The organism is Flavobacterium sp., assembly GCF_047602195.1.
In the GTDB taxonomy this organism is placed as follows: domain Bacteria; phylum Bacteroidota; class Bacteroidia; order Flavobacteriales; family Flavobacteriaceae; genus Flavobacterium.
Map to the genome: position 1 here is coordinate 1,317,478 of NZ_JASGHW010000004.1, position 24,750 is coordinate 1,342,227.

Genomic DNA, 24,750 nt, shown 5'->3' on the forward strand with positions numbered 1-24,750 from the left:
ACAATCATGAAAAAAGGATTACTACTAATCACAGCTATTTTATTCGGTTGGACCGCACAGGCACAGGTCGTAGCTGGTTCGGTGACCATGGGCCCGAGCTACGCAAACCAGGTGTACTACAAATTGGCCAACCAGGCGACCAATACCTATCCGCATGCTTCATGGGATTTGGCTTTCCTGAGAACCAGCGCATTTGCTTTTGCAACCAGGATCAACGATGCGAGAAACATCGAAGTGTACGAAGCTTCGGGCGACATCGCCGACTGGGCTACGATCGATGTGACGCAAATCGCCAACTGGACGCGTCTCTACAACAGCGAACTGGCTTGGGAGAACGGTGCCTTCGACAACGCATCGGCGACTTATGGCTGGGGCGAATACAACCCGGGCAACCACCACGTAACGGGCGCGATCGTGTTTGTTTTGAAGTATGCCAACGGGACTTTCCGCAAATTCAAGATCGATGATTTCTTTGGCGGATACACGTTCACCTATTCGACTTGGGATGGAGCAGCTTGGGGTGCCGACCAACAGGTAGTGCTTCCAAATGCGACCAATCCGACGAACAAATTCAACTACTATTCTTTGGAAAACAATGCGGCTGTCGTAGCTGAACCGGCAGTGGCTGATTGGGACCTCACGTTCACCAAATACAAAACCGATTACTTCGGGGACGGCTCTTTCTGGCAGGACGTAACCGGTGTGCTGCACCATCCAGATGTACAGGTGGCCGAAAACATCGAGCCAAGCGGAACGCCTGACATTACCAACCTTACTTTCACCGAAGACATCAACGCGATCGGTTACGACTGGAAAACATTCAACATGTCGACCTTTACGTACACCATCCAGACCGACAAGGCGTTCTACATCAAATTGGCCAACCAGCAAATCTACCGCCTGACTTTTGCGTCTTTTGTAGGCAGCAGCACCGGCGTGATCACGTTCAACCATGAAAATGTGACCAGCCTCTTTTTGGGTACGGATTCGTTTGCCAACCACAATTCATTCGCAGTGTTCCCGAATCCTTCGGTAGACAAGAAAATCAATGTGGTATACGATGTGAAAACGGCTGGCGACAAGAATTCGGTAAGTATTTACAGCTTGACCGGCGCCAAAGTTTTCGAAAAGCAAATCGGGTCGAATGCCGGTTTCTTCAACCAGGAAATCGATTTGGGCAACCTGAGCGGTGGCGTTTACGTATTGCAATTCCAATCAGGGGATTACACCGCGACGCAGAAAATCGTATTGCAATAATTGATCGCAATCGGGAGTCCCTAACTTCCGTTTCGATATTGAACAATGTTTAGTTTTTTTGTTTGAGAATTGGCCTTCCGGTTTCGGAAGGCTTTTCTTTTTTATGGCCGCGACACAGCAAAAGCGAACTGGCGAAGCAATGCACGAATTATAACATTTAAAATTCGTGAATTCGTGGCTAAAAAATCACATCAAATTGCCCTTGATGATGCTAATGATCGCACTCACGATGTATTGGATGCCGATCGCAATGACGATGAATCCGACAATCCTCGAAATGGCCACAATTCCCGATCCGCCCAATATTTTGGCCAGGTAATGTGCGCTTCTCAGAATCAGGAAAATCACCAGGGCCACCGCCAAAATCGCTAGACAAGAAAAGAGGATTTCTGGAGTCGAGTGGTGTTCCTGGTAAAACGCGATGAGCAATGAAATCGAACCCGGCCCGGCGAGCATCGGCATGGCCAAAGGCGTCAGCGCAATGTCGTTTCTATTTTGGATTTCACTTTCGACCGATTTGTTGATCCCACGCGTTTTCTTGAACTTGCCCGAGAGCAACGAAAACCCCGAACCCACGATGATCAATCCGCCTGCAATGCGCAAGGCGTCGATGCTGATACTGAAAAATTCCAATACATATTGTCCGATAAAAAAAGAGATAATCAGGATGATGAAAACATTGATCGCGGTCCAGAGCGAAATGCGCGAGCGTTCTTTTTTAGTGTCATCCTGCGTGAGTCCTACAAAAATAGGGACGGTCCCAATCGGGTTCAACACCGAAAACAAAGCCGCGAAAAGGTAAATGAAAAGTTCCATAGTTTTTGTGCAAAATTAGATTGATGGGGCGTTTCGAAAGTCAACTTAATGTCAACCGCAGATTATCTTTAGGATCAAATTAAGAATCTTCCATCCGAAAGATAGTAATTTTAAATGAACTACTTTTGCAAAATGAATATGAAAAAGAAAACCTTAGTCTTGGGCGCCTCGGCCAATCCGGCGCGCTATTCGTTTATGGCCATCAACCGATTGGTCAACCACGACCAGCCTGTAGTGGCCGTCGGTCTCAAGGAAGCCGAAGTCGCGGGCGTCAAAATCCAGACCAAGCAGGTGCCGTTTACCAACATCGATACGGTGACGCTTTACCTCAATCCGCAACGCCAGCGCGAATACTACAATTACATCCTGTCGCTTTCGCCCAAGCGCGTCATCTTCAATCCTGGTACCGAAAACCCGGAATTGTACCAGCTCTTGCGCATGAATGGGATTGAAATCGAAGTGGCGTGTACGCTTGTGATGTTGGCTACGGGGCAGTATTAGGAGCTTTTTACTTCGTCAGTTCACTCCAAATATTTTTATTTGGAGCTCGGGTCCTGCTATGCGCTACAATCTTTTCATTCCTTGCGGTCATGAAAAGGATTTTCGCTGCACACGAGCGAAGCGACTGCCGGAGGAATCAGGGCTAGGCAGCAGTTTTCAAATTCACGTTTATCACAAGTTTGACCTAATAAGATTTATACCGCAAAGCAAAAAGAAGATGGGCAAAGAAACACAAAGCTTTAAAAGCAAAGCTAAACCTTTGTACACCTTTGCGACCCGAGACCGAAGGTCGAACTGACGAAGTAAAACTTAGCGTCTTTGCGGTAAAAAAAAGACTAAAACCGCGTCTGCCGATCCGCTGGCTTACTGATGAGCAACAATCCGAGGAACGTGAGTCCGCCGTTCAAAATAATCAGTTCTTCTGCGAACTGGTAATTGCCAAACAATTCGGTCGAATAGGAACTGATGATAAAAGTGATCGTCGGTGCGAGGATGCAAATCAGCGGAACTAAATTTTCCTTGACCGTCTTGGTCTTGACAAACAAGCCAAACGAATACAATCCCAAAAGTGGCCCGTAAGTATAGGCCGCAATCTTGAAGATCAGCGCCACCACCGAATCGCTGTTGAGCAGGTAAATCACCAAAATCACCAGAAACATCAATACCGAAAACCCGATGTGTACCAAATGGCGCGTCTTGACCGGGTTCTGGTATTTGTTGTTTTGCTTGTCCATACCGAGAAAATCCACGCAAAACGAAGTCGTGAGTGCGGTCAAAGCCGAATCGGTCGTCGCGAAGGTCGCCGCGGTCAAGCCCAGTAAAAATACGATCGCCGGGATGAGCTGGAGGTGTTTGAATGCGATTTCGGGGAACAACAAATCGGTTCTTGGTTTGCCGTCGAGCATCGGGATGTCGATGCCGTTCTTGTTGGCATACAAATACAGCAATGCCCCGACACTCAGGAAAAAGAGGTTGATCACTACAAAAATCCCCGTAAACGTGAACATATTTTTCTGTGCCTCACCGATGTTCTTGCAACTGAGGTTTTTCTGCATCAAATCCTGGTCGAGCCCCACCATCGCGATCGTGACGAAAATACCGCCCAAGACCTGTTTGACCCAATAATTGCTTTTGAGCCAGTCTTCATAGAAAAAAATCTTGGAATAATTGCTTTCCTTGACCGCCTCGAATGCCTGCGGCATGCTGTAATCTAGGCTGTCGCAGATGAAATAAATCGTAAAAATGACCGAGGAAACCAGGAAGACCGTTTGCAAAGTATCGGTGATGATGATCGTTTTGAGTCCACCGCGGTAGGTGTAGGCGAATATCAATCCCAATGAAATCAGGACCGTCATCCAAAAAGGCACATGGAAGGCATCGAATACATAATGCTGCAATACGATCACGACCAGATACAGCCGCGCCGCCGAACCGATCGTGCGGCTGATCAGAAATATCGTCGCTGCGGTCTTGTACGAAACATGCCCGAGCCGTTGCTCGATGTAACCGTAAATCGAGGTCAGGTTCATGCGGTAATACAGCGGTAGTAGCACTTTGGCAATCAGGATAAAACCGATGGCGTTGCCCAGCACGAACTGGAAATACTTGAACTGGATGTCGGGCGAACCCACCTGTCCCGGCACCGAAATAAACGTCACGCCCGAAAGCGCGGTGCCAATCATCCCGAAGGCGACGAGGTACCATTTCGAATTTTTATTGGCCTTGAAAAACGCATCATTGTCGGAATTTTTCTTGCTCACGACATGCGAAATCACGAGCAGGATTCCAAAATAGATGATGATCAGGGAGAGGATTACGCTGGGTTCCATAGGTTGGTTTTAATAGGAAGCCAAAATACAAAAATGGAATTAGAAAATGGGTCAATGAGAAAATTAGTCAATTAGAAAATGCAAATTCCGCCACGCGTCTCCAAAAGGTCAATTATCTAATTATCTCATTTTCTAATTGTCTAATTAATTACATTTGCCGCATGGAATTTTCTTCAAAATTGCTCGAAAAAGCAGTACACGAAATGGCACAGTTACCCGGAATCGGTAAACGCACGGCGCTGCGATTGGTGTTGCATTTGTTGCGCCAACCCAAGGAACAGACGGCTTTTTTATCGGAAGCGTTGCTCGGGATGCGCGAGCAGATCCGGTTTTGCCAGAATTGCCACAACATTTCGGACACCGAAGTCTGTGAGATTTGTTCGAATCCGGGGCGCAACCACCAACTGATCTGTGTGGTCGAAGACGTGCGCGATGTCATGGCGATCGAAAATACACGCCAGTTCCGCGGGGTGTACCATGTGCTCGGCGGCAAGATTTCGCCCATCGATGGCGTCGGTCCGGGGCAGCTCACGATTGCGTCGCTGGTCGAAAAGGTCCAATCGGGCAAGGTGCAGGAATTGATTTTTGCGCTGAGCTCAACCATGGAGGGCGATACGACCAATTTTTACATCTACAAACAGATCAAGGATTGCGGCATTACGATCTCGGCGATTGCGCGCGGAATTGCCGTCGGGGACGAACTCGAATATGCCGACGAAGTCACTTTGGGACGTAGTATTTTACAGCGGATTCCGTTTGAAAACTCCTTCAAAAACAATTAATTCAATTTAACGGCGTTCTTTTTTGTTTTTATAAATGAAAAACTATCTTTGTTTGCTAAATTTTTTGTCAAAAATGAACAAAACGATACTTATTTTATTGGTGGTTGCCGGACTTTTCTTTGTCTCGTGCGTACCGACCAAAGACCTCGTTTACCTGCAGAAGAAAGATAAGAACGATACGATCAATACGATTAACCCCGTGGTTTCCAAACCCTACAGAATCCAAACCAACGACGTGCTGATCATCACCATCAAAGCCATCGACCCGAAATTGGTGGCCATTTTTACGCCCACAGAAAGAAAAGAAACCAGCATGACCGAAGCCGGGCTTTACTTCGATGGGTTTCATGTGGACGACCACGGCAACATCCGCATGCCAATTTTGGGCGAAGTCAATGTCATCGGCTACACGCTCGAAAGAAGTGCGCCAAAGGGTCGAAAAGAAATTGCTCGAAGGAATATTTCAACAAGGAGGCGAACATTTTTGTCACCGTCAAATTGTCGGGACTCAATTACACGATCAATGGCGAAATCGGCTCTCCGGGAACCAAATCGATTTTTAAGGAAAGGGTGACTATTTTGGAAGCCATTGCCAATTCGGGCGACATCACCGTGACGGGCGACCGCCACAATGTGACCATCATCAGGCAATTCCCGCACGGAACCGAAATGCACGATATCGACCTGACCGATGTCAAGGTCATGCAATCGCCTTACTACTACATCCAGTCGAACGATTATATTTATGTGAAGCCGCTCAAACAGAAATCATGGGGAACCGGCCGTACGGGAATCGAATCGCTTACGACGCTCATTTCGGTGCTGACCCTGATTACGACGACGTTGGTACTTTTAAGCAAATAAACCGCAAAGCATGATCGATACTAAAAATCTAACCTTTTTTGAAAACGTCCACAACAATTTCGATTTCAAGGGTTACCTTATAAAAATCCTCAGTTATTGGAAATGGTTCATCGTGAGCCTCGCGGTGGCTTTTACGATTGCCTACCAGGTCAACATCCGGAAGCAGAAGATCTATTCGATGGAGACTTCGGTTGCGATCAAGGAAGAAAACAACCCGTTCTTTACCTCCAATACAAGCCTCGTATTCAACTGGGGCGGTACTTCGGACCAGGTCAACAACATCACCACCACATTGTTGTCGCGTTCGCACAACGAACTGGTCGTGGACCATCTCCAGTATTACATCGATTACCTGCAGAAAGACAAGTACAATTTTGTCGACGTCTATGGCGCCACGCCTTTCAGCATCGACATCGATGAGACCAAGTACCAATTGCAGGGTTCGCTGATCGAGATCAAATTCCTGAGCAATACCGAATACGAAATCCTGATCAATTTTGAAGAAGGAAACGCCGAGCTCATGCGCTACAGCGACAAGGAAAGGAGTTCGATGAACGTTGCCCACGAAAAGTACGTCAAGCGTTTTAAAGTGGGGCAGCAGGTGTCTTTGCCTTTCCTGAATTGGAAACTCGAGATCAACGACGATGCGGGGCATTACGTCAACCAGGTCTATTTCGTGCGTTTCAACAATTTCGACCGTTCGGTACAGAAATACATGATGCTCGACGTGGGCAGCGATGCCAAAGCCGGATCGATCCTGAACCTGTCGATGAAAGGCCCGAACAAAAAACGCATGGTCGATTACCTCAATGCGACGGTCCAGATCCTGATCGACAGCCAGCTCAACAAAAAGAACCAGTTTGCCACCAATACGATTGAATTCATCGACAGCACATTGATCGCCATGGGCAAGCAGCTCAAGGAAACCGGCGACGAACTCAAGGATTTCAACCGCAGCAAAAACATCCTGAACCTCGAGCAGGACGGTTCGGGCATCACACAGCAATTGCGCCAGTTTGATGTAGACCGCGATCTGATCAACCGAAAAATTGCCTATTACAACTCGCTCAAGATGTACCTGCGCAACAGTGTCGATTATTCGAAGCTTCCTGCGCCAACGGTGGCCGGAATCGAGGACCCGAACATCATCAACAATGTCGCGCGCATCATTTCATTGTCGACCCAGCGTTCAGAATTGGCGTATTCGGTCAAGAGCGAAAAGATTTTCAAGGAATTCGACAGCCAGATGGAATCGACCAAGAAAGTATTGCTCGAAAACATCACTTCGGCTTCGGCTTCGCTCCAATACGATCTCAAGCTCATCAACGAAAAGATCGGGAAAATCGAAGGCGAAATCAGGCAGTTGCCCGAAGACAAACAGGAATACCTCAAGATCATGCGCAAGTATGACCTGAGCGACAACATCTACAATACCTTCCTCGAGAAACGCAGCGAGGCCGAGATTGTCAAGGCCGCGAACCTGTCCGACATCCATTTTATCGACCCGGCCAAAGACATCGGCGGCGGTTTGGTAGGGCCCAACACGAGCATCAATTATGTCTTGGCATTTTTCTTTGGGATGTTGATTCCATTGCTGGTGGTACTCGGGATTTTCTTTATCGAAAACGCCATCCTCAACACCGAAGACATCGGCAAGCTGACCAAGATTCCACTCATCGGTGTGGTCGGGATCAAGAAAACCAAAAACAACCTCGCGGTGTTCAAGAAACCGAAATCGGCCTTGTCGGAATCCTTCCGCGCGATTCGTTCGTCGCTGCAATTCCTGTACAAGAAGCAGGAAATCGAAGGTTCGAAAACACTCATGCTCACCTCGTCGATTTCGGGTGAAGGCAAAACCTTCTGCTCGCTCAACATCGCCACGGTGTTTGCCTTGAGCGAAAAGAAAGCGGTCATCGTCGGGCTCGATTTGCGCAAGCCGAAGATTTTTGACGACTTTAATATTTCGAACGACATCGGTACGGTGAACTACCTGATCGGGCAAAAAACGATGGACGAGATCATCCAGCCGACACACATCCCGTTCCTCGACGTGATCACTTCGGGGCCGATTCCGCCGAACCCGTCGGAGCTCATCATCAGCGATGCGATGCGCGAAATGATGCGCGAACTCAAGTCGCGTTACGATTACATCATACTGGATACGCCGCCGGTCGGGCTCGTTTCCGATGCGCTCGAACTCGCCGAATATGCCGATGTGACGCTCTACATCATGCGCCAGAATTTCACCAAGAAAGACATGGTGACCTTGCTCAACAACCGCCAACGCCGCGGCGAGCTCAATAACATCAGCATCATTTTCAACGGATACGAGAACAAGGCCAAATACGGAACCGGCTACGGCTATGGTTACGGTTATGGCTATGGTTACGGCTATGGCAATTATTCGAACGGATACCACGAAGAGGAAAAACCGGAAGGTTTCTTCGCCAAATTATACCACAGGATTTTCAAAAGATAATCCTTGAATACCATGGAAAACGAAGGCAGTTACAAGATTTTGATTACCGGAGGTGCCGGTTTTATTGGGGCGAACCTGTGCGAATATTTTTTATCGAAAGGACATCGCGTTGTGTGCCTCGATAATTTCGCGACCGGACACCGCCACAATTTGACCGCCTGCCTGGCCGATGCCAATTTTACGCTGGTCGAAGGCGATATCCGCAACCTGGCCGATTGCCAGAAGGCAGTGGCCGGAGCCGATTATGTGCTGCACCAAGCCGCTTTGGGTTCGGTGCCGCGTTCGATCAACGATCCGGTGACGAGCAACGAGGTCAATGTGTCGGGTTTTTTGAACATGCTCGTGGCCAGCCGCGATGCCCAGGTCAAACGCTTTGTGTATGCGGCGAGCTCATCGACTTATGGCGATTCGGAAAGCCTGCCCAAGGTAGAGGACAAAATCGGGAAACCGTTGTCGCCCTATGCGATCACGAAATACGTCAACGAATTGTACGCGGATATTTTTAGCAAGACCTATGGGCTGGAAACCATCGGACTTCGGTATTTCAACGTATTCGGCAGGAAACAGGATCCGAATGGCGCCTATGCCGCGGTCATCCCGAAATTCGTGATGCAACTGATGAAACACGAAAGCCCGGTCATCAATGGCGATGGGAATTATTCGCGTGATTTCACCTACATCGACAACGTGATCCAGATGAACGAGCGCGCGATGCTGACGGCCAATCCCGAGGCGATCAATACGGTCTACAATACCGCCTTCGGCGACCGCAATACGCTCAACAATCTGGTGGCGTATTTGAAAGAATATTTGTCGGAATATGATGCGCAGATTGCATCGGTTCCCGTGATTCACGGACCGCAGCGCGCAGGCGATATTCCGCATTCGCTGGCCAGCATTGACAAGGCCAGACAATTATTGGGCTATGACCCGCAGTTTTCGATCCAGGACGGGCTCAAGCAGGCCGTCAAATGGTACTGGGAAAACCTCAAATAACACAATTAATAACACAGAAATAGCATTTACAGAATGAAAATTACTAAAATTTGTTGCATAGGAGCCGGATATGTTGGAGGCCCGACGATGGCAGTCATTGCACAAAAATGCCCGCATATCGATGTAACGGTAGTCGACCTTAATGAAGAAAGAATCGCCGCCTGGAACGATCAAGACATCAACAACATCCCGATTTATGAACCCGGATTGGCCGAAATCGTAGGCGAAGCCCGCGGCCGGAATTTGTTCTTTTCTACCGATGTAGAGAAAGCGATTCACGAAGCACAAATCATCTTTATCTCTGTAAACACACCAACCAAGACCTACGGATCGGGTAAAGGCATGGCAGCCGACCTCAAATACATCGAGCTTTGCGCCAGACAAATCGCACGCATTGCCAAGGACGATAAAATCGTTGTCGAGAAATCGACGCTTCCCGTACGTACGGCTGAGGCGATCAAGAGCATCCTCGACCACACCGGCAACGGCGTGCATTTCCAGATCCTTTCGAACCCGGAATTCCTCGCCGAAGGAACCGCCGTACAGGATTTGATCAAGCCGGACCGCGTCCTCATCGGGGGCGACACCACCGAAGAAGGCCAGAAAGCGATCCAGGCTTTGGTCGATGTCTATGCAAACTGGGTAGACCCTAAAAATATCCTGACCACCAATGTCTGGTCATCGGAATTGTCCAAATTGACCGCGAATGCCTTTTTGGCGCAGCGTGTTTCCTCGATCAATGCGATTTCGGAATTGTGCGAGAAAACGGGCGCCAATGTCAACGAAGTGGCGCGTGCCATCGGGATGGACAGCCGTATCGGCCCGAAATTCCTCAAGGCTTCGGTAGGCTTTGGCGGATCGTGTTTCCAGAAAGACATCCTGAACCTCGTTTACATTTCCAAGTCCTTCGGATTGCACCAGGTGGCCGATTATTGGGAACAGGTCATCATCATGAACGACCACCAAAAGCGCAGGTTCGCCAACAACATCGTGTCGACTTTGTACAACACCGTAGCCGACAAGAAAATCGCATTTCTCGGTTGGGCGTTCAAAAAAGACACGAACGACACGCGTGAATCGGCGGCCATTTACATTGCCGATGATTTGGTCAACGAACAGGCCAAGATTGCGGTCTATGACCCGAAAGTCGAGCAGGAGCAAGTCTATGCCGACCTCGATTACCTGCAAACCCGAAGCAGCGATAAGAACAAGAAAAGTGTAGCCATTTTCAACGATGCATACGAAGCTTGTAAAAATGCGCATGCGATTGCCGTCATGACCGAATGGGACGAATTCACGACTTACGACTGGCAGAAAATTTACGACAACATGCAAAAGCCGGCCTTCATTTTCGACGGCAGGAATTTACTCAACGAAGCCAAATTGCGCGAAATCGGTTTTGTATACCGCGCGATCGGTTCGTAATTTTTATCCCTAAAACCCAAACAAATGATCAAAATTGCAATCATCGGACTCGGATATGTGGGCCTGCCGCTCGCAAGACTGTTCGCCACGAAATATCCGGTCACGGGATTTGACATCAACCAGAAAAGGATTGGCGAACTGCAATCGGGAACCGATTCGACCCTCGAAGTCAGCGACGCCGAATTGCAGGCCGTACTCAAGAAAACTGCGTCCAGCGACAACGGACTGTTCTGCAGCCACAACCTCGACGACATCAAGGATTGCAATTACTATATCGTGACTGTGCCCACGCCGGTCGACAAGAACAACCGCCCCGATTTGACACCTTTGTACAAATCGAGCGAAACGGCCGGGAAAGTGCTCAAAAAAGGCGACATCGTCATCTATGAATCGACGGTGTATCCGGGTGTGACCGAGGACGAGTGTGTGCCGGTTTTGGAAAAAGTCAGCGGACTTCAATTCAATGTCGATTTCTTCGTCGGCTACTCACCCGAAAGGATCAACCCGGGCGACAAGGAACATACGGTCGAGAAAATCCTCAAGGTTACCGCGGGTTCTACGCCCGAAATCGGGCAGAAGGTCGATGCACTTTACCAATCGGTCATCACCGCCGGAACGCATCTGGCTCCAACGATCAAAGTCGCCGAAGCCGCGAAAGTCATCGAGAATTCACAGCGCGACATCAACATCGCATTTGTCAACGAACTCGCCAAGATATTCAACATCCTGGGCATCGATACGCATGCCGTGCTTGAAGCCGCCGGAACGAAGTGGAACTTCTTGAAGTTCAAACCCGGATTGGTGGGCGGGCATTGCATCGGTGTCGATCCGTATTACCTCGCGCAGAAGGCACAGGAAGCGGGTTACCATCCAGAAATCATCTTGGCCGGCCGCCGACTCAACGATTCGATGGGCGATTATGTCGCGTCTCAGGTCGTCAAGCTCATGATCAAGAAAAGCATCAAGGTCAACGGCTCGAACATCCTGTTGCTCGGCATCACGTTCAAGGAAAATTGCCCCGATGTGCGCAACACCAAGATTGTCGATGTGATCCGTGCCTTGAAAGATTACGAAACCAACGTCACGGTATACGATCCGTGGGCAAATCCGGCCGAAGTGATGCACGAATACGGGCTCACGACCACCAATGTATTGCCGACCGAAACGTTCGATACGATCGTACTCGGCGTATCGCACAACGAATTCCTCGACCTAGACCTCGAAAAATTGCGCAAGGAAAAATCGGTGTTGTACGACGTGAAAGGTGTATTGACCAAAAATGTAGACGGAAACCTCTAGGCTTCCACAAATAATATCCAAAATGAAGAAGATTTTAATTACCGGAGGAGCCGGTTTCATCGGCTCGCATGTCGTGAGACGTTTTGTCCAGCAGTATCCGGATTACCAGATTTACAACTTGGATTTGCTCACCTATGCGGGCAATCTCGAAAATATAGCCGATATCGACCAGGCGTCGAACTATACTTTTGTCAAGGGCGATATCGTCGATGCAGATTTCATCAACGCTTTGTTCAATGAGCACCGATTTGACGGCGTGATCCATTTGGCAGCGGAATCGCATGTCGACCGTTCGATCGAGGATCCGCTCGCGTTTGTCAAGACGAATGTCATCGGTACGATGAATTTGCTCAATGCCGCGAGAACCATTTGGAAGGACAATCAGGAAGGCAAACGGTTCTACCACATTTCGACCGATGAGGTGTACGGAACCCTTGGTGCCGAAGGATTGTTCACCGAAACCACGGCCTATGACCCGAATTCACCGTATTCGGCTTCGAAAGCCAGTTCGGATCATTTTGTGCGCGCCTATGGCGAAACCTATGGCTTGCCGTATGTGATCACGAACTGTTCGAACAATTACGGCCCGAACCATTTTCCGGAAAAATTGATTCCGTTGTTCATCAACAACATCATCAATCATAAATCGTTGCCGGTGTATGGCGACGGAAAATACACGCGCGATTGGCTTTTTGTCGAAGACCACGCGCGCGCGATCGATTTGGTATTTCACCAAGGCGGCAACCACGAAACCTACAACATCGGCGGTTTCAACGAATGGCAGAACATCGATCTGGTCAAATTGCTGTGTGAAATCATGGACCGCAAACTCGGACGTAATCCAGGCAGTTCGGCCGAACTGATTACCTATGTCAAGGACCGCCCGGGACACGATTTGCGCTACGCGATCGATGCGACGAAAATCAACAAGGAACTCGGTTGGGAACCATCGGTGACCTTTGAGCAAGGACTCGAGCGAACCATCGACTGGTATCTTTCCAATGAAGATTGGCTTAAAAATGTCACTTCTGGCCAGTACCAGAAATATTACGAAAAGCAATACCACTCGTGAATCCGTATCTGTACATATTGGGCACGCTGGCGTTTACCGTTTATGGACAAATCATCCTCAAATGGCGGCTTAGCGGACTCCAAATTGTCTTGCCTGAAGCCGCGATGGACAAAGTCTGGTACCTCGTAAAATTGCTGTTCGACCCATTTGTATTTTCCGGCTTTGCTTCGGCATTCGTAGCTTCGTTGTTTTGGATGGCGGCGATGACCAAATTTGAAATCACGCAAGCCTATCCGTTCATGAGCCTCGCGCCCGCACTTGTTTTTGTCGTTGGGATTTTGTTCCTCGGCGAGACTTTCACGATCGGAAAAGTAATGGGTCTGGCACTGATCATCGTTGGAACCATCGTCACCGTAAAATATTGACCGCATGAAAAACCTGTTTCGCAACATACTGAACCACAAAATCGATGCGCTTGGACTTTCCATTTTCCGCGTACTCTATGCGTTGGTACTGTTTTGCGAAGTGACCCACATGTTCATTTACCGCAACATTATTTTCGACCGGGTGCCGTTTGTCAATCCGGGCGAATTTACTTTCGGTTACCTGTATACTTTTTATGTAATCGCCTTGGTTTTGCTCGCGCTCGGATTGTTTACGCGCTTGGCGACCATTGTCAATTACATCTTTGGCGTGATCATTTTCAGCAGCGCCTCGACCTTTGAATACCATGTCTATTATACTTATGTAGGGGTTAATTTTTTCCTGATGTTCATGCCGGTTTCGCGCGTGTTCTCGCTCGACAGTCTGATCCAGAAAGTCAAGTATACCAACATCGGGAAGTTGTACCGTCCGGATCGGAAAGTGTTGGAAATGAATTATCTGATTCCGGTTTATGTGGGCATCGCCCTCGTGTATTTCGATTCGATTTTCCTCAAGATGAACAGCACGATGTGGCAAAAAGGACTCGGCATCTGGTTGCCGTCGAGCTTGCCGATGGTGACCTGGTTCGACACCTCGATACTGCTCAACCAAAAAGGGCTCGTCATTTTCCTGAGCTATTTCGTGATGGCCTTTGAAACCTTGTTCGTGTTCCTGATGTGGTTCCGAAAACTGCGGCCAACGCTGGTATTTATCGGCGTTTTCTTCCATATCGGCATCTTGATGAGTTACCCGATTCCGTGGTTTGCATTGACCTATATCGTGATTTACCTGCTCTTGCTTCCGCCGGATTTGTGGCTCAAGATCGGCTCTTTTTTCAAAGCGAAAAATCCCGTTTATACTTTTTATTACGATGCCGAATGCCCGCTGTGCATCAAAGTCGTTACCGTTATTCGGCACCTGGATGTGTTCAACCGCGTGCGTTGTTTGACCGTTCAGGGCCATTTCCAAAACGAGGCAGCGATTCAAAATATTCCCGAAGAAACCCTGTTGATCAATATCCACGGGGTGACCGCCAACGGAAAAGTATCGGTTGGTTTTTGGGCGTATGTGCAACTGTTTAAGGCGATGGGCTATACCTATCCGCTGGGTTTGCTGGTCTCGCTTCCCGGGATTTCGGCCATCGGAAAGAAAATCTACGCTTACATTGCCGGTGAACGATTGACCGTTCGCTGTACTTCTGAAAATTGCACTTTGCCCGAATATCCCGAACCGACGCGCGAAGACCAGGATTTAATGGTCAAGGGCTGGAACCAACTCGCCATTACCAAAAAGGTATGGAAATGGGTCGTGCCGGTTTTATTTCTGCTGCAATGTTTTGTGATTGCCACGCCCAACGGCGAATACGCCAAAGGCACATTGGCCAAAGCCACTAAAGCGCCGAAAGCGGTTTTGCGCAAATACTTCGGGATTGGCAGGCATGCGGTGTTTCTCGATTTCCACTTCAAAGGTTACAACCACATTTTCAAGATTGTGTATGTGAATGGCGACCAAAAAATCCTCGTCCCGATTGTCGATGAAAACGGAATGCCGTCTGATTATGTTTCCGGCAGCACTTGGCGCAATATATCTTTCAATGTCGTCAATACTGTCGTACGCCAAGAAAACCTCGAAACCGGAATCAAGCCTTACCTGACTTTTTTCCTGCTCGACCAAAAACTCGACACCCAAAACGCGCATTTCGAGTTCTACGTCAAGGAAGTTGAGGTTCCGACACAATGGGAAAAGGATTTCCTGCACAAGCAAATTGCCAAGCCTTGGAAAAAGGCGGGCCAGTGCGATATTTCGAAGGCGGGAACCCATTTTGAATGGAACGCAATGATGCAGCAAATTTTAGCAAACGAAACCAAGTGAAGATAGCAATCACGGGCATCGGCGGTTTTTTGGGGGCTCATTTGGCGCGTTTTTTTTCAACCCATAACGAAGTCATTGGCATCAGCACTTCAAAGACGAAAATGGATGTTCCGGTATATGGTTTTGAGGATTTGGATCGAATCGAAAACCCAGAAGTGATTATTCATTGCCATGCTGCGGTTGCTTCAGGCACGACCATTTTGGATGACGAAACTTTACACCAAGGCAATGTCGTGGCGACACAGAAAATCGCCGACCGATTCCCGACATCCAAACACATTTACCTTTCTTCGGTTTCGGTGTACGGATCCAATATGGAAACGATTACCGAAAATACGGCTGCCGATCCGCAAACCGATTATGCGAAATCCAAATTCGAGGCCGAACAAATCATCCGAAACCGCAATCAATCGGTCGTCATCCGGCTGTCATCGCTTTACGGCCCGGGCATGAAACAAAATACCCTGATCCCGAATTACGTCAACCAAGCCATTCAACACAAGCGAATTGAAGTTTGGGGCACGGGTGAAAGAAAGCAGAATTATTTCCACGTCGACGATGCTGCCCGAATGATCCAGGCGGTCATCGACAAAGACAGTTGGGAACACGCGATTTATCTCGGGGTTTCGCAAATGGAATACGCCAATAAAGAAATCGCACAGTTCATCGCTGCTGAAACCGGAGCCGAAATCGTCCACCAGAACGAAGATCGCTCACTTTCGGTAAAATATGACAATACCTTTACGCAAAATACCTTAAATTGGCATCCGGAAATGCAACCCGCAAGCGCCATCAAAGCATACATCGCATGGAGAAAAAAACAGTATTAGTCACCGGAACCGGCGGAAACGTGGGGCAGGGCGTGCTTCGGAATATCCTGTCGCTCGGGCTCGACCTCCGCATTGTCGGGACCGATGTGTCGGCCTTTACCGCGGGAAACCATTTGTGCGATGCGACTCATGTCGTGCCGTATTCGTATGATGCGGCCTACATTCCGGCAATGGCCAAGATTATTGACGATGAAAAAGTCGATTTGGTCATTCCGACCACCGATTACGAAATCTATTATTTGTCGCGCCACCAGAGCCAACTCAACGCGGTCGTGGCGGCCAGCGACGCCGACATCTCCCAAAAATACCTCGACAAATACCTGACCTTTTTGCACCACCAGTCACTCGGGATTCCGTTTGCGCAGTCGTGGTTGCCGAAAGATTATAATGGTTCGCAGCAAAACATCATCCTCAAACCGCGCGAAGGCCGTGGCTCGCGTGGGATTTTGATCAACCCGGCCAACCCGACGCAATTCGGGGACGATTGCATGATCCAGCCGTTGCACCAGGGCCGAGAAATCACGACGGCATTTTATGTCAGGAAAGACGGCAGCCTGCACGGGTTGTTGACGATGGAACGCGAACTCAGCAACGGGGCGACTTCGAAATCGAAGGTCATTCGCGAATTTGATGGCGCACTGGAAAAAATCATCCAGAAAATGATTGCCCATGGCGGGCTCAAAGGCAGCTTGAATCTGCAAAGCATTGTCGATTCTGAAAACAACATCATCCCGTTTGAGGTCAATTGCCGCATTTCGGGAACGAATTCGATCCGGCATAATTTGGGATTCCAGGATGTGAAATACACCTTGCAGGAATATCTTTTAGGGCAGCAGCCCGATGCGGTCCACACCATCGACGGCATCGCGATCCGTTTGCTCTACGATGTGATTTACCCGAACGCCACCGACGAAACCCAATTGAACAACAACCAACACGGCCATTTGGTCTATTAGATGAAATACGTATTATTCGATGTAGCGGGAACCTTGCTGTACAAGCCTTCGTTTTATGTGAAGATGGAGGAAGTGTTGCGGCAATTCGGCTATGCGGTCGATCCCAAAACACTCAAATACCACCACAAGATCTTGTCGGAGAGCATTTTTTTTCCGGACCGGACCAATGCGGATTTTTACAGCCATTTCAACCGCGAACTGTTGTATTCGTTGGGGATTCTGCCGACGGATGAAATGCTCGACACCATTTTCAGCAGTTGTTCGTATTTGCCGTGGGAGAAATTTGACGACACCGCATTTCTCAACCAAATCAATGTTCCGATCGGGATTATTTCCAATTTCAATTCGACGCTTAAGGAAAAATTGAAGTCGTTTTTCGATGTCGAATTTTCGGATATTTTCGTGTCCGAAGAACTCGGCGTGGCCAAGCCGTCGCTCGAATTTTATGGCAAGGCTTTGGAAAAAATCGGCATCGAAGCTTCCGAGATCATTTACATCGGCGATTCGGTCAAGCTCGACCTCGAACCTGCTTTAAAGCTGGGCATGAAAGCCATGCTGATTGACCGCGACGATTATTTTCCGCTCCAGCAAAACCGCATCCGTACGCTAACCGATTTAAAACAGTGGCTGCCATGAGAAAAAAAATATCTTTGGCCGTTCCGGTCTATTACGAACAGGAAGTGATTCTTCAATTTTTGAAGGAAACCAAAGCCGTGCTCGACACGCTGCCGGTGGAATACGAATACATTTTCGTAGACGATGGCAGCAAGGACCAAACTGTGGCCATCATTAAGGAACAGGCCAAAACTAACCCCAGAATCAAGATGGTCGTTTTGTCGTACAACCACGGGAAAGCGTTCGCTGCAACCGCCGCATTTACTTACGCCACGGGCGACTACATTTTATACATGGACCCCGATTTGCAGGATCCGCCGCATGAAATCCCGCGTTTTTTCGAAACGATCGAACAAGGTTTCGACCTGGTTTGGGGCATCCGCAAAGAGAAAAAAGACAAGTTCCTGAACCGCCTGTATTCGCGTGTTTTTTGGGGAACGCTGAACAAATACACCGGGCTTGAAATCCCGAAAGGCATCGCCGTGATGCGGATGTTTACCAACCAATTCGCACAAAATCTATTGCAATACAAGGAAACCAACCGTTTCGTGGAAGGGCTTTTCATGAAAGTCGGCATGAATTACACGACACTCGAGATCGACCAGCGCGAACGTTTTGCGGGCGTGTCCAAATTCAATTTCCGCCGAAAAATGCAACTCGCATTCGATGCGATCTTCGATTTCTCGGAATTGCCGCTCAAATTCGCCGTACGCCTCGGGTTCCTTTTCGTGCTGCTCGGCATTGTCGCCCTGGTGGCACTGGCGGTCACCAAATTGTTCTTTATCGATTTCCAGGCCGGATGGGCCTCGCTGGTTTCGGTGATCGTGCTCGGTATCGGGTTGCAATTGTTTTTTTTGGGCATCGTCTCGCTGTACATCGGGCGCATCTACAAGGAAGCCAAGAACCGGCCGTTGTTTTCGGTTAAGGAATTCGTCAACATCAGCCAATCCGAAAATATATGAAAACGTTAGCCATCATCGGTTCGGGACATTTGGGTCAGCAGATTGCGCACTATGCCATCGCCGATAAACACTACGGCAAAGTGGTGTTTTTCGATGATGTGACTGCCGAGAAATCGGTGAATGGTCACGCGGTCCTGGGCACTTCCGACGCGATCGAATCGGCTTATGCACGGCAAGAATTCGACGAGATCCTGATTGGCATCGGCTACAAACATTTGAACGTGCGCGCCCAATTGTTTGAAAGATTCGACGGCAAGATTCCGTTCGGTCAAATCGTACATTCGAGCGTTTGGGTCGATCCGACGGCACAGATTGCGGCCGGTTGTGTGATCTATCCCGGCGGTGTGATCGATGCGCATGCGAAGATTTCAGAAAATACGATCCTCAATGTCAGTTGCACCATCGCACACGACACGACCATCGGGAAGCATTGCTTTTTGTCGCCGCGCGTGGCCGTGGCAGGATTTGTCACCACAGGGCAGCAGTGCATCCTGGGCATCAATTCGACAATCATCGACAACATTTCGATGGTTGCGCATACGCAGATTGGCGGCGGAACGGTCGTGATCAAAAACATAGAAAACCCCGGATTGTATGTAGGCAATCCGCACAAATTCATCAGATAACCAACACGCATGATACCATTCAACAAACCCCATTTGACAGGCAAGGAAACGCATTACATGTACGACGCGGTCAGCACCGGAAAAATTTCGGGCAACGGCAAGTACACCAAAATGTGCCAGGAATTTTTCGAAAAGCAATACGGTTTCGAGAAATGCCTGCTCACGACCTCGTGTACCGATGCCTTGGAAATGGCGGCTTTGCTGATCAATATCGAACCGGGCGATGAGGTCATTATGCCTTCGTATACGTTTGTCAGCACGTCGAATGCGTTCATTTTGCGTGGGGCGACGATTATTTTCGCCGATTCGGAAACCGACAACCCGAACCTCGACGCGAGTAAAATCGAAGCGCTGATCACGCCCAAAACCAAGGCCATCGTTCCCGTGCACTACGCCGGCGTGGCCTGCGATATGGATACAATCATGGCATTGGCTGAGAAATACAATTTGTTTGTCGTGGAAGATGCGGCACAGGCCATCGACAGTTTCTACACCGGAAAAGACGGCGTAAAAAGGGCGTTGGGTTCAATCGGGCACTTGGCTGCGTTTTCATTCCACGAAACCAAGAACATCATTTCGGGCGAAGGCGGCATGCTCGCGATCAACGACCGCCAATTCGCCGACCGCGCCGAAATCATCTGGGAAAAAGGCACGAACCGCTCGTCGTTTTTCCGCGGCGAAGTCGACAAATACGGTTGGGTCGATATGGGCAGTTCTTTTTTGCCATCCGAAATCATCAGCGCGTTTTTGTGGGCACAACTCGAGGAGCTCGAAGACATCCAAAACAAGCGCAAGCACATTTGGCAACTGTATTACGACGCGCTCCAAGATTGGGCGTTGGCCACTAACGTCAAATTGCCGGTGGTTCCGGAATATGCGACCAACAACGCGCACATGTTTTACCTCGTGTGTCCCGATTTGGCGCGGCGCACCGAACTCATCAACAAATTGAAAGCCGCCGACATCTGGTGCGTGTTCCATTATTTGAGTTTGCACAAAAGCCCTTTCTATACCGATAAGCATTATGGCGCCACGCTTGCGCAATCTGACCATTACAGCGATTGCCTCGTGCGTTTGCCGTTCTATTATGACCTTTCCGATGCCGATATCCAGAAGATAACCGATTGCATCAAACAATGAAAATTACCGGAAATACGCTCCTGATCTGGAGCTGCGTGCTTTTACTGTTGCTGGCTTCGGGTGTGATTTTGTCGCCCGTGAGCGGTGATGCACCGTTTTATTTGTCGATGGCGCGCGACATCAGTCATGGTTTGGTGCCGTACAAGGACATCGTGTTGGCCTATACGCCGCTGGCGATGTATGCGAATTCGATCGTGTGGAAAATCTTCGGGCAGCCGCCGTATTTCCTGTTTGTGCTGTTCCAGTACCTCGTGATTTTGCTGTCGGCTTTTGTGCTGTACAAAATTGCGCTGCATTTGGAATTGTCGAAGAAAAAAGCACTGTTGTTGACGCTGTTCTTTTGCATCTGTGTGCTGAGTTCGGATGGCAGTTACATCAACCTCGAAGTGTATTGTTTGTTGTTGATGTTGCTCGCATACCTGCAATTGCTGAAAAAAAACTATTTATTTTCGGGAATTTTGCTCGGATTGACGTTCTTCTGCAAACAATACGGATTGCTCAATTTCATTCCGTTTGCCTTGCTCATTTTCCACGGCGACGATCGGTTCAAGAAACTACTGCGTTTCGGCTTGGGCGGATTGATTCCGTTGATTGTATTTCTATCGTATTATTGCGGCTTGCATCAGGTTCCTTTAGCCGATTTGCTCTCGCAACTCACCGGACAAGGTTACGGCGAAAGAAGCATCGCACAATCCAAAACCATTATTGGTTTTTTGAATGCGGGCAAAGTATTTTTGCTGATGTGCCTGCCATTGGTGATGCTCAAACCCGATTTCAAAAATAAAAAACAATTGGCGTTGCTCGTCGGTGCTTTGGTTTCGCTGCTTCCGGTGATCGTACAGCATTTCCAGCATTATTTCCTCAATGCGTTTCCGTATGTGGTTTTGTTGATGGCCATGAATTGGAAGACCAAGGAATTCAACCTGTGGGCGTTGCACGTTCCATTGGCTTTGGTCACGGCGTTTCTGGCACTGCGCATCGTCACCTATACCGAAAAAGGATTTACCCAACAGGACATCGCCGATGAACTCAGTACCTATTATCCAGAAGGCAGCACCGTGTACCTCAAAGGAACGACAAATTACCTCTATGTTTTGAACGATTACCGCAATCCTGCGCTCAAGCAAGCGGGTTATGGATATGCGTACAAAACCAGCCCTGAATTCCTCCAAAAGCACACCGTCCTGAGTTTCGAAAAGATCGAAGGCGCCGAGGCTGTGCAGATCATCACCGTTTCGGGAACCAAAATTTACGAATACTAACTGACCCATGAGCCAACTCAAGAAAGGCGCTTTTTTGTCCTACATCACCATCATCCTGACCAACGGGATCGGGTTGCTGCTCACGCCATACATGATCCGCCAGCTTGGGGATTCGGAGTATGGTTTGTATACCTTGATCGGTTCGCTGATCGGCTACATCAGTGTGCTCGATTTGGGCCTGAGCAATACCATCGTGCGTTTTGTCGCCAAATACCGCGCGCAAAACGACCGCCAAAGCGAAGAAAACTTCCTCGCGACGACGATGCTCATTTACGCGGCGATTTCGGCGGCGATTGTCGTTTCGGGATTGGTGTTGTATTTCAACCTTGAATCGGTTTTCAAGAATTTGACGCCCGAAGAAATGGGGAAGGCCAAAGTGATGTTTGCGATCCTCATTTTCAACCTCGCCATTACGTTGCCGGGCGGCGCGTTTACGGCGATCAGTTCGGCTTATGAAAAATTTGTGTTTCCGCGTGCGCTCAACATTGTCAAATATGTCGTGCGTTCGCTCATGGTCGTTGCGTTGCTGTACCTGGGCGGCGATTCGGTGTCGATCGTCATGCTCGATACGGTCATGAACCTCACGGTGATTGGACTCAGCGGCTATTATATTTTCCGAAATCTTAAAGTGCGTTTCAAATTGCACCGGTTCGAATCGCCGCTGGTCAAGGAAATTTTCTCCTATTCGATCTGGATTTTCATCTTCGCGATGGTCGGGCAATTCCAATGGCGCGGCGGACAGATCATCCTCGGATTCATCGGGATTTCGACGACTTTGATCGGCGTGTACGGCGTCGGCATCATGCTCGGGACGTATTACGGCGCGTTTTCGACGGCGATTTCGGGTGTGTTTTTACCACGTGCGACCAAGATGACCGTACTCGAAGCCTCGAGCGAGGAACTGACGACGATGATGATCCGCATCGGGCGGTTTTCACTGATAACCTTGCTCATGATCCTGGGCGGATTCCTGTTGTACGGCAGGCAATTCGTTTTGTTGTGGGTCGGGCAGACCTATATTTTGGCCTGGCCGATTGCGCTCATCATCATGTTTTCGTATACGTTGCCGCTTGTGCAATCGTTTGCCAATTCGATGCTTGAAGCGCGAAAAAAATTCTCGTTCAAGGCGCTGACCTACATTTCATTGATCGTCATCGGTACGGTCGTCGGGGCGCTTTTCGTACGCGATTTTGGGCTGCTCGGACTGTGCATCGGCTCGACCGGCGGCTGGATCCTGAGCCAGGTCATTATGAATTTCTACTACCATCGCGTCATGCAACTCGATATTTTACGGTTTTTTAAAGAACTGCAGCATCGATTGTTACCGACATTTGTTGTAATTTTGGCGCTCGGTTATGCCATCGATTTCATCCCGGGACACAACTGGATGAATCTGATAGTCAAAATGATTATTTTCGTCGGAATCTACCTCGCGATGATGTATAAATTTGGCATGAACGCCGATGAACTCAGGGTGGTCAAGGATTCCATCCCGTCTTTTTTGCGCAAAAAGTAATATGATCAAACTCAACCAGACCCGCTTTTCAGACCACGGAAAAACGATTGTTTACGATTACGACATCGATGCCTCGTTGGGTAAATATTTTAACAAAAAGCAACCGTATTTTGTCAGCTACGACCAAGACGTGAGCAGCGTCCCGCTTGGGATTGCCGTGATTCCGTTTCTGGCCAACATCATGCCGATTGCATGGTTTGTCGGCTTCGATGTGTTTGTCGATGAACTCGACGCGACGTTTTACGATTCGCTGCAAAACCTCAAGGCCGAATTCGCCAAGCATTTCCCGAACATCAAAGAAGCGAAACTGCACGTAGGGCAAAAGGTATCAAATGAAATCGATCAAAACGAAATGGCGATTTTGTTCAGCGGCGGTTTGGATTCGTTCGAATCGGTGACGCGCAATCTGGAGAAGAATCCTTTTTTGGTTTCGGTGCTGGGCGCCGACATCGACATTTCCGATACCAAGCGTTGGGCCGATTTCCGCCGTTTCAATACAGAAGAAAAAATCATCAACGACGACCGTTTGCGCTACGTCACCTCGAATCTTCGAAAATTCTATACCTACGAAGTCGATCTTTTGGTCGATGTCAATTGGTGGGGCAAAATCCAGCACGGCATGGCGCTGATCGGACTCATTGCACCACTCAGTTACCTGAACGGCATCCGAACGATCTTGATTGCGTCTTCGAATACGGGCGAAGTCAGTTTCGGCTGGGGCTCGACCTCCGAGACCGATGAACTCATGAAATGGGCGAATACCGAAGTCGTGCACGATGGTTTCGAATTCCGCCGGACGCAAAAAATCGAAAACATTGTCGACTTTGCAAAAAAAACAGGATATCACATCAAACTGCGCGTCTGCTATTCGGATTTGCGCGAAGGCTATAATTGCAGCGTTTGCACCAAATGCCAGCGCACGATGCTCGGGATTATCCTTTGCGGTGAAAACCCGAACGATTACGGTTTCAATGTGCCGCCGAATTTTTACGATCTGGTGCTCAAGAATTTCAAAGGCGATGTGATGATGACGACCGGCGTGGCTTACGAATGGCGTTGTTTGCAGGAAAAGGCACGCGAATCATCCCATCCGTTTATCATCAAGGACAAGGTTTCGGAACAAAATAATATGGTTACCTTTGCCGCGTTGCCGATTGCCGACATCATCAATAAAAATGTCGACAAGCAACTGGCCAGCAAAAAAATGAAATATGTGATCATCAGCAAATTCCCCAAGCTGTTCAACGCGTACCTCAAAATCAGACGAAAATTGTAAATACCACAAACC

23 protein-coding genes are annotated in these 24,750 nt (G+C 48.8%); 21 read left to right on the plus strand and 2 right to left on the minus strand.

From position 1 onward, the window contains the following. The first annotated feature begins 6 nt into the window (after nucleotides 1–6). Nucleotides 7–1,257 carry a T9SS type A sorting domain-containing protein gene (locus tag QM717_RS11950; RefSeq protein WP_415037692.1) on the plus strand — a complete coding sequence of 417 codons (1,251 nt, stop codon included), beginning with the start codon at nucleotides 7–9 and terminating at the stop codon, nucleotides 1,255–1,257. Nucleotides 1,258–1,443: 186 nt separating this feature from the next. Here the strand turns inward: QM717_RS11950 and QM717_RS11955 are convergent, their stop codons facing one another. Continuing rightward, nucleotides 1,444–2,073: a MarC family NAAT transporter gene (locus tag QM717_RS11955; RefSeq protein WP_415037693.1), complete on the minus strand. Its 630-nt coding sequence runs from the start codon at nucleotides 2,071–2,073 to the stop codon at nucleotides 1,444–1,446. Between the two features lie 138 nt (nucleotides 2,074–2,211). On the opposite strand from QM717_RS11955, the gene QM717_RS11960 reads away from it, so the two are divergent. Beyond that, on the plus strand, nucleotides 2,212–2,574 hold the full coding sequence (locus QM717_RS11960; RefSeq protein WP_415037694.1) for a CoA-binding protein: 363 nt from the start codon (nucleotides 2,212–2,214) through the stop codon (nucleotides 2,572–2,574). Between the two features lie 335 nt (nucleotides 2,575–2,909). On the opposite strand, the gene QM717_RS11965 is transcribed toward QM717_RS11960, so the two are convergent. Further along, complete coding sequence (locus QM717_RS11965) at nucleotides 2,910–4,403, minus strand: sodium:solute symporter (protein WP_415037695.1); 1,494 nt, start codon at nucleotides 4,401–4,403, stop codon at nucleotides 2,910–2,912. Nucleotides 4,404–4,564: 161 nt separating this feature from the next. Here QM717_RS11965 and recR point away from each other — a divergent pair, with 161 nt between their 5' ends. From recR to QM717_RS12060, 19 genes are all read left to right on the plus strand, one after another. Next, nucleotides 4,565–5,185 (plus strand): recombination mediator RecR, encoded by a 621-nt coding sequence (gene recR / locus QM717_RS11970; RefSeq protein ID WP_415037696.1) that lies wholly within the window; start codon nucleotides 4,565–4,567, stop codon nucleotides 5,183–5,185. Nucleotides 5,186–5,258: 73 nt separating this feature from the next. Continuing rightward, on the plus strand, nucleotides 5,259–5,759 hold the full coding sequence (locus QM717_RS11975; RefSeq protein WP_415037697.1) for a polysaccharide biosynthesis/export family protein: 501 nt from the start codon (nucleotides 5,259–5,261) through the stop codon (nucleotides 5,757–5,759). Continuing rightward, complete coding sequence (locus QM717_RS11980; RefSeq protein WP_415037698.1) at nucleotides 5,756–6,049, plus strand: hypothetical protein; 294 nt, start codon at nucleotides 5,756–5,758, stop codon at nucleotides 6,047–6,049. The genes QM717_RS11975 and QM717_RS11980 overlap by 4 nt, the downstream gene beginning before the upstream one ends. A gap of 10 nt (nucleotides 6,050–6,059) precedes the next feature. Next, on the plus strand, nucleotides 6,060–8,528 hold the full coding sequence (locus QM717_RS11985; RefSeq protein ID WP_415037699.1) for a polysaccharide biosynthesis tyrosine autokinase: 2,469 nt from the start codon (nucleotides 6,060–6,062) through the stop codon (nucleotides 8,526–8,528). A 12-nt stretch (nucleotides 8,529–8,540) separates the two neighbouring features. Next, a complete protein-coding gene (locus QM717_RS11990) occupies nucleotides 8,541–9,524 on the plus strand; it encodes an SDR family oxidoreductase (protein WP_415040117.1) in 984 nt (327 codons plus the stop codon). Nucleotides 9,525–9,557: 33 nt separating this feature from the next. After that, the gene (locus QM717_RS11995) at nucleotides 9,558–10,949 is read left to right on the plus strand and encodes a UDP-glucose 6-dehydrogenase (RefSeq protein WP_415037700.1); all 1,392 of its coding nucleotides are present in this window, start codon (nucleotides 9,558–9,560) and stop codon (nucleotides 10,947–10,949) included. A gap of 24 nt (nucleotides 10,950–10,973) precedes the next feature. Continuing rightward, nucleotides 10,974–12,248 carry a nucleotide sugar dehydrogenase gene (locus tag QM717_RS12000; RefSeq protein ID WP_415037701.1) on the plus strand — a complete coding sequence of 425 codons (1,275 nt, stop codon included), beginning with the start codon at nucleotides 10,974–10,976 and terminating at the stop codon, nucleotides 12,246–12,248. A gap of 22 nt (nucleotides 12,249–12,270) precedes the next feature. Continuing rightward, nucleotides 12,271–13,320: a dTDP-glucose 4,6-dehydratase gene (gene rfbB, locus QM717_RS12005; protein ID WP_415037702.1), complete on the plus strand. Its 1,050-nt coding sequence runs from the start codon at nucleotides 12,271–12,273 to the stop codon at nucleotides 13,318–13,320. Then, a complete protein-coding gene (locus tag QM717_RS12010) occupies nucleotides 13,317–13,685 on the plus strand; it encodes an EamA family transporter (protein WP_415037703.1) in 369 nt (122 codons plus the stop codon). Before rfbB ends, QM717_RS12010 begins: the two co-directional genes overlap by 4 nt. 4 nt (nucleotides 13,686–13,689) lie before the next feature. Next, on the plus strand, nucleotides 13,690–15,555 hold the full coding sequence (locus QM717_RS12015; protein WP_415037704.1) for a DCC1-like thiol-disulfide oxidoreductase family protein: 1,866 nt from the start codon (nucleotides 13,690–13,692) through the stop codon (nucleotides 15,553–15,555). Beyond that, nucleotides 15,552–16,385, plus strand: a complete 834-nt coding sequence (locus QM717_RS12020; protein ID WP_415037705.1) for an NAD-dependent epimerase/dehydratase family protein — start codon at nucleotides 15,552–15,554, stop codon at nucleotides 16,383–16,385. The genes QM717_RS12015 and QM717_RS12020 overlap by 4 nt, the downstream gene beginning before the upstream one ends. Continuing rightward, entirely contained in the window at nucleotides 16,364–17,341 is a 978-nt protein-coding gene (locus tag QM717_RS12025; RefSeq protein WP_415037706.1) for a hypothetical protein, read from the plus strand. Before QM717_RS12020 ends, QM717_RS12025 begins: the two co-directional genes overlap by 22 nt. Next, the gene (locus QM717_RS12030; RefSeq protein ID WP_415037707.1) at nucleotides 17,342–17,977 is read left to right on the plus strand and encodes an HAD family hydrolase; all 636 of its coding nucleotides are present in this window, start codon (nucleotides 17,342–17,344) and stop codon (nucleotides 17,975–17,977) included. Then, nucleotides 17,974–18,918: a glycosyltransferase family 2 protein gene (locus tag QM717_RS12035; RefSeq protein ID WP_415037708.1), complete on the plus strand. Its 945-nt coding sequence runs from the start codon at nucleotides 17,974–17,976 to the stop codon at nucleotides 18,916–18,918. The genes QM717_RS12030 and QM717_RS12035 overlap by 4 nt, the downstream gene beginning before the upstream one ends. Further along, entirely contained in the window at nucleotides 18,915–19,544 is a 630-nt protein-coding gene (locus QM717_RS12040; RefSeq protein WP_415037709.1) for an acetyltransferase, read from the plus strand. Before QM717_RS12035 ends, QM717_RS12040 begins: the two co-directional genes overlap by 4 nt. Before the next feature lie 9 nt (nucleotides 19,545–19,553). Further along, nucleotides 19,554–20,684: a dTDP-4-amino-4,6-dideoxygalactose transaminase gene (gene rffA, locus QM717_RS12045; protein WP_415037710.1), complete on the plus strand. Its 1,131-nt coding sequence runs from the start codon at nucleotides 19,554–19,556 to the stop codon at nucleotides 20,682–20,684. After that, the gene (locus QM717_RS12050) at nucleotides 20,681–21,946 is read left to right on the plus strand and encodes a hypothetical protein (RefSeq protein ID WP_415037711.1); all 1,266 of its coding nucleotides are present in this window, start codon (nucleotides 20,681–20,683) and stop codon (nucleotides 21,944–21,946) included. The genes rffA and QM717_RS12050 overlap by 4 nt, the downstream gene beginning before the upstream one ends. A 7-nt stretch (nucleotides 21,947–21,953) precedes the next feature. Next, complete coding sequence (locus tag QM717_RS12055; protein WP_415037712.1) at nucleotides 21,954–23,462, plus strand: lipopolysaccharide biosynthesis protein; 1,509 nt, start codon at nucleotides 21,954–21,956, stop codon at nucleotides 23,460–23,462. Between the two features lies 1 nt (nucleotide 23,463). Further along, nucleotides 23,464–24,738: a hypothetical protein gene (locus QM717_RS12060; RefSeq protein ID WP_415037713.1), complete on the plus strand. Its 1,275-nt coding sequence runs from the start codon at nucleotides 23,464–23,466 to the stop codon at nucleotides 24,736–24,738. The last annotated feature ends 12 nt before the right edge of the window (nucleotides 24,739–24,750 follow it).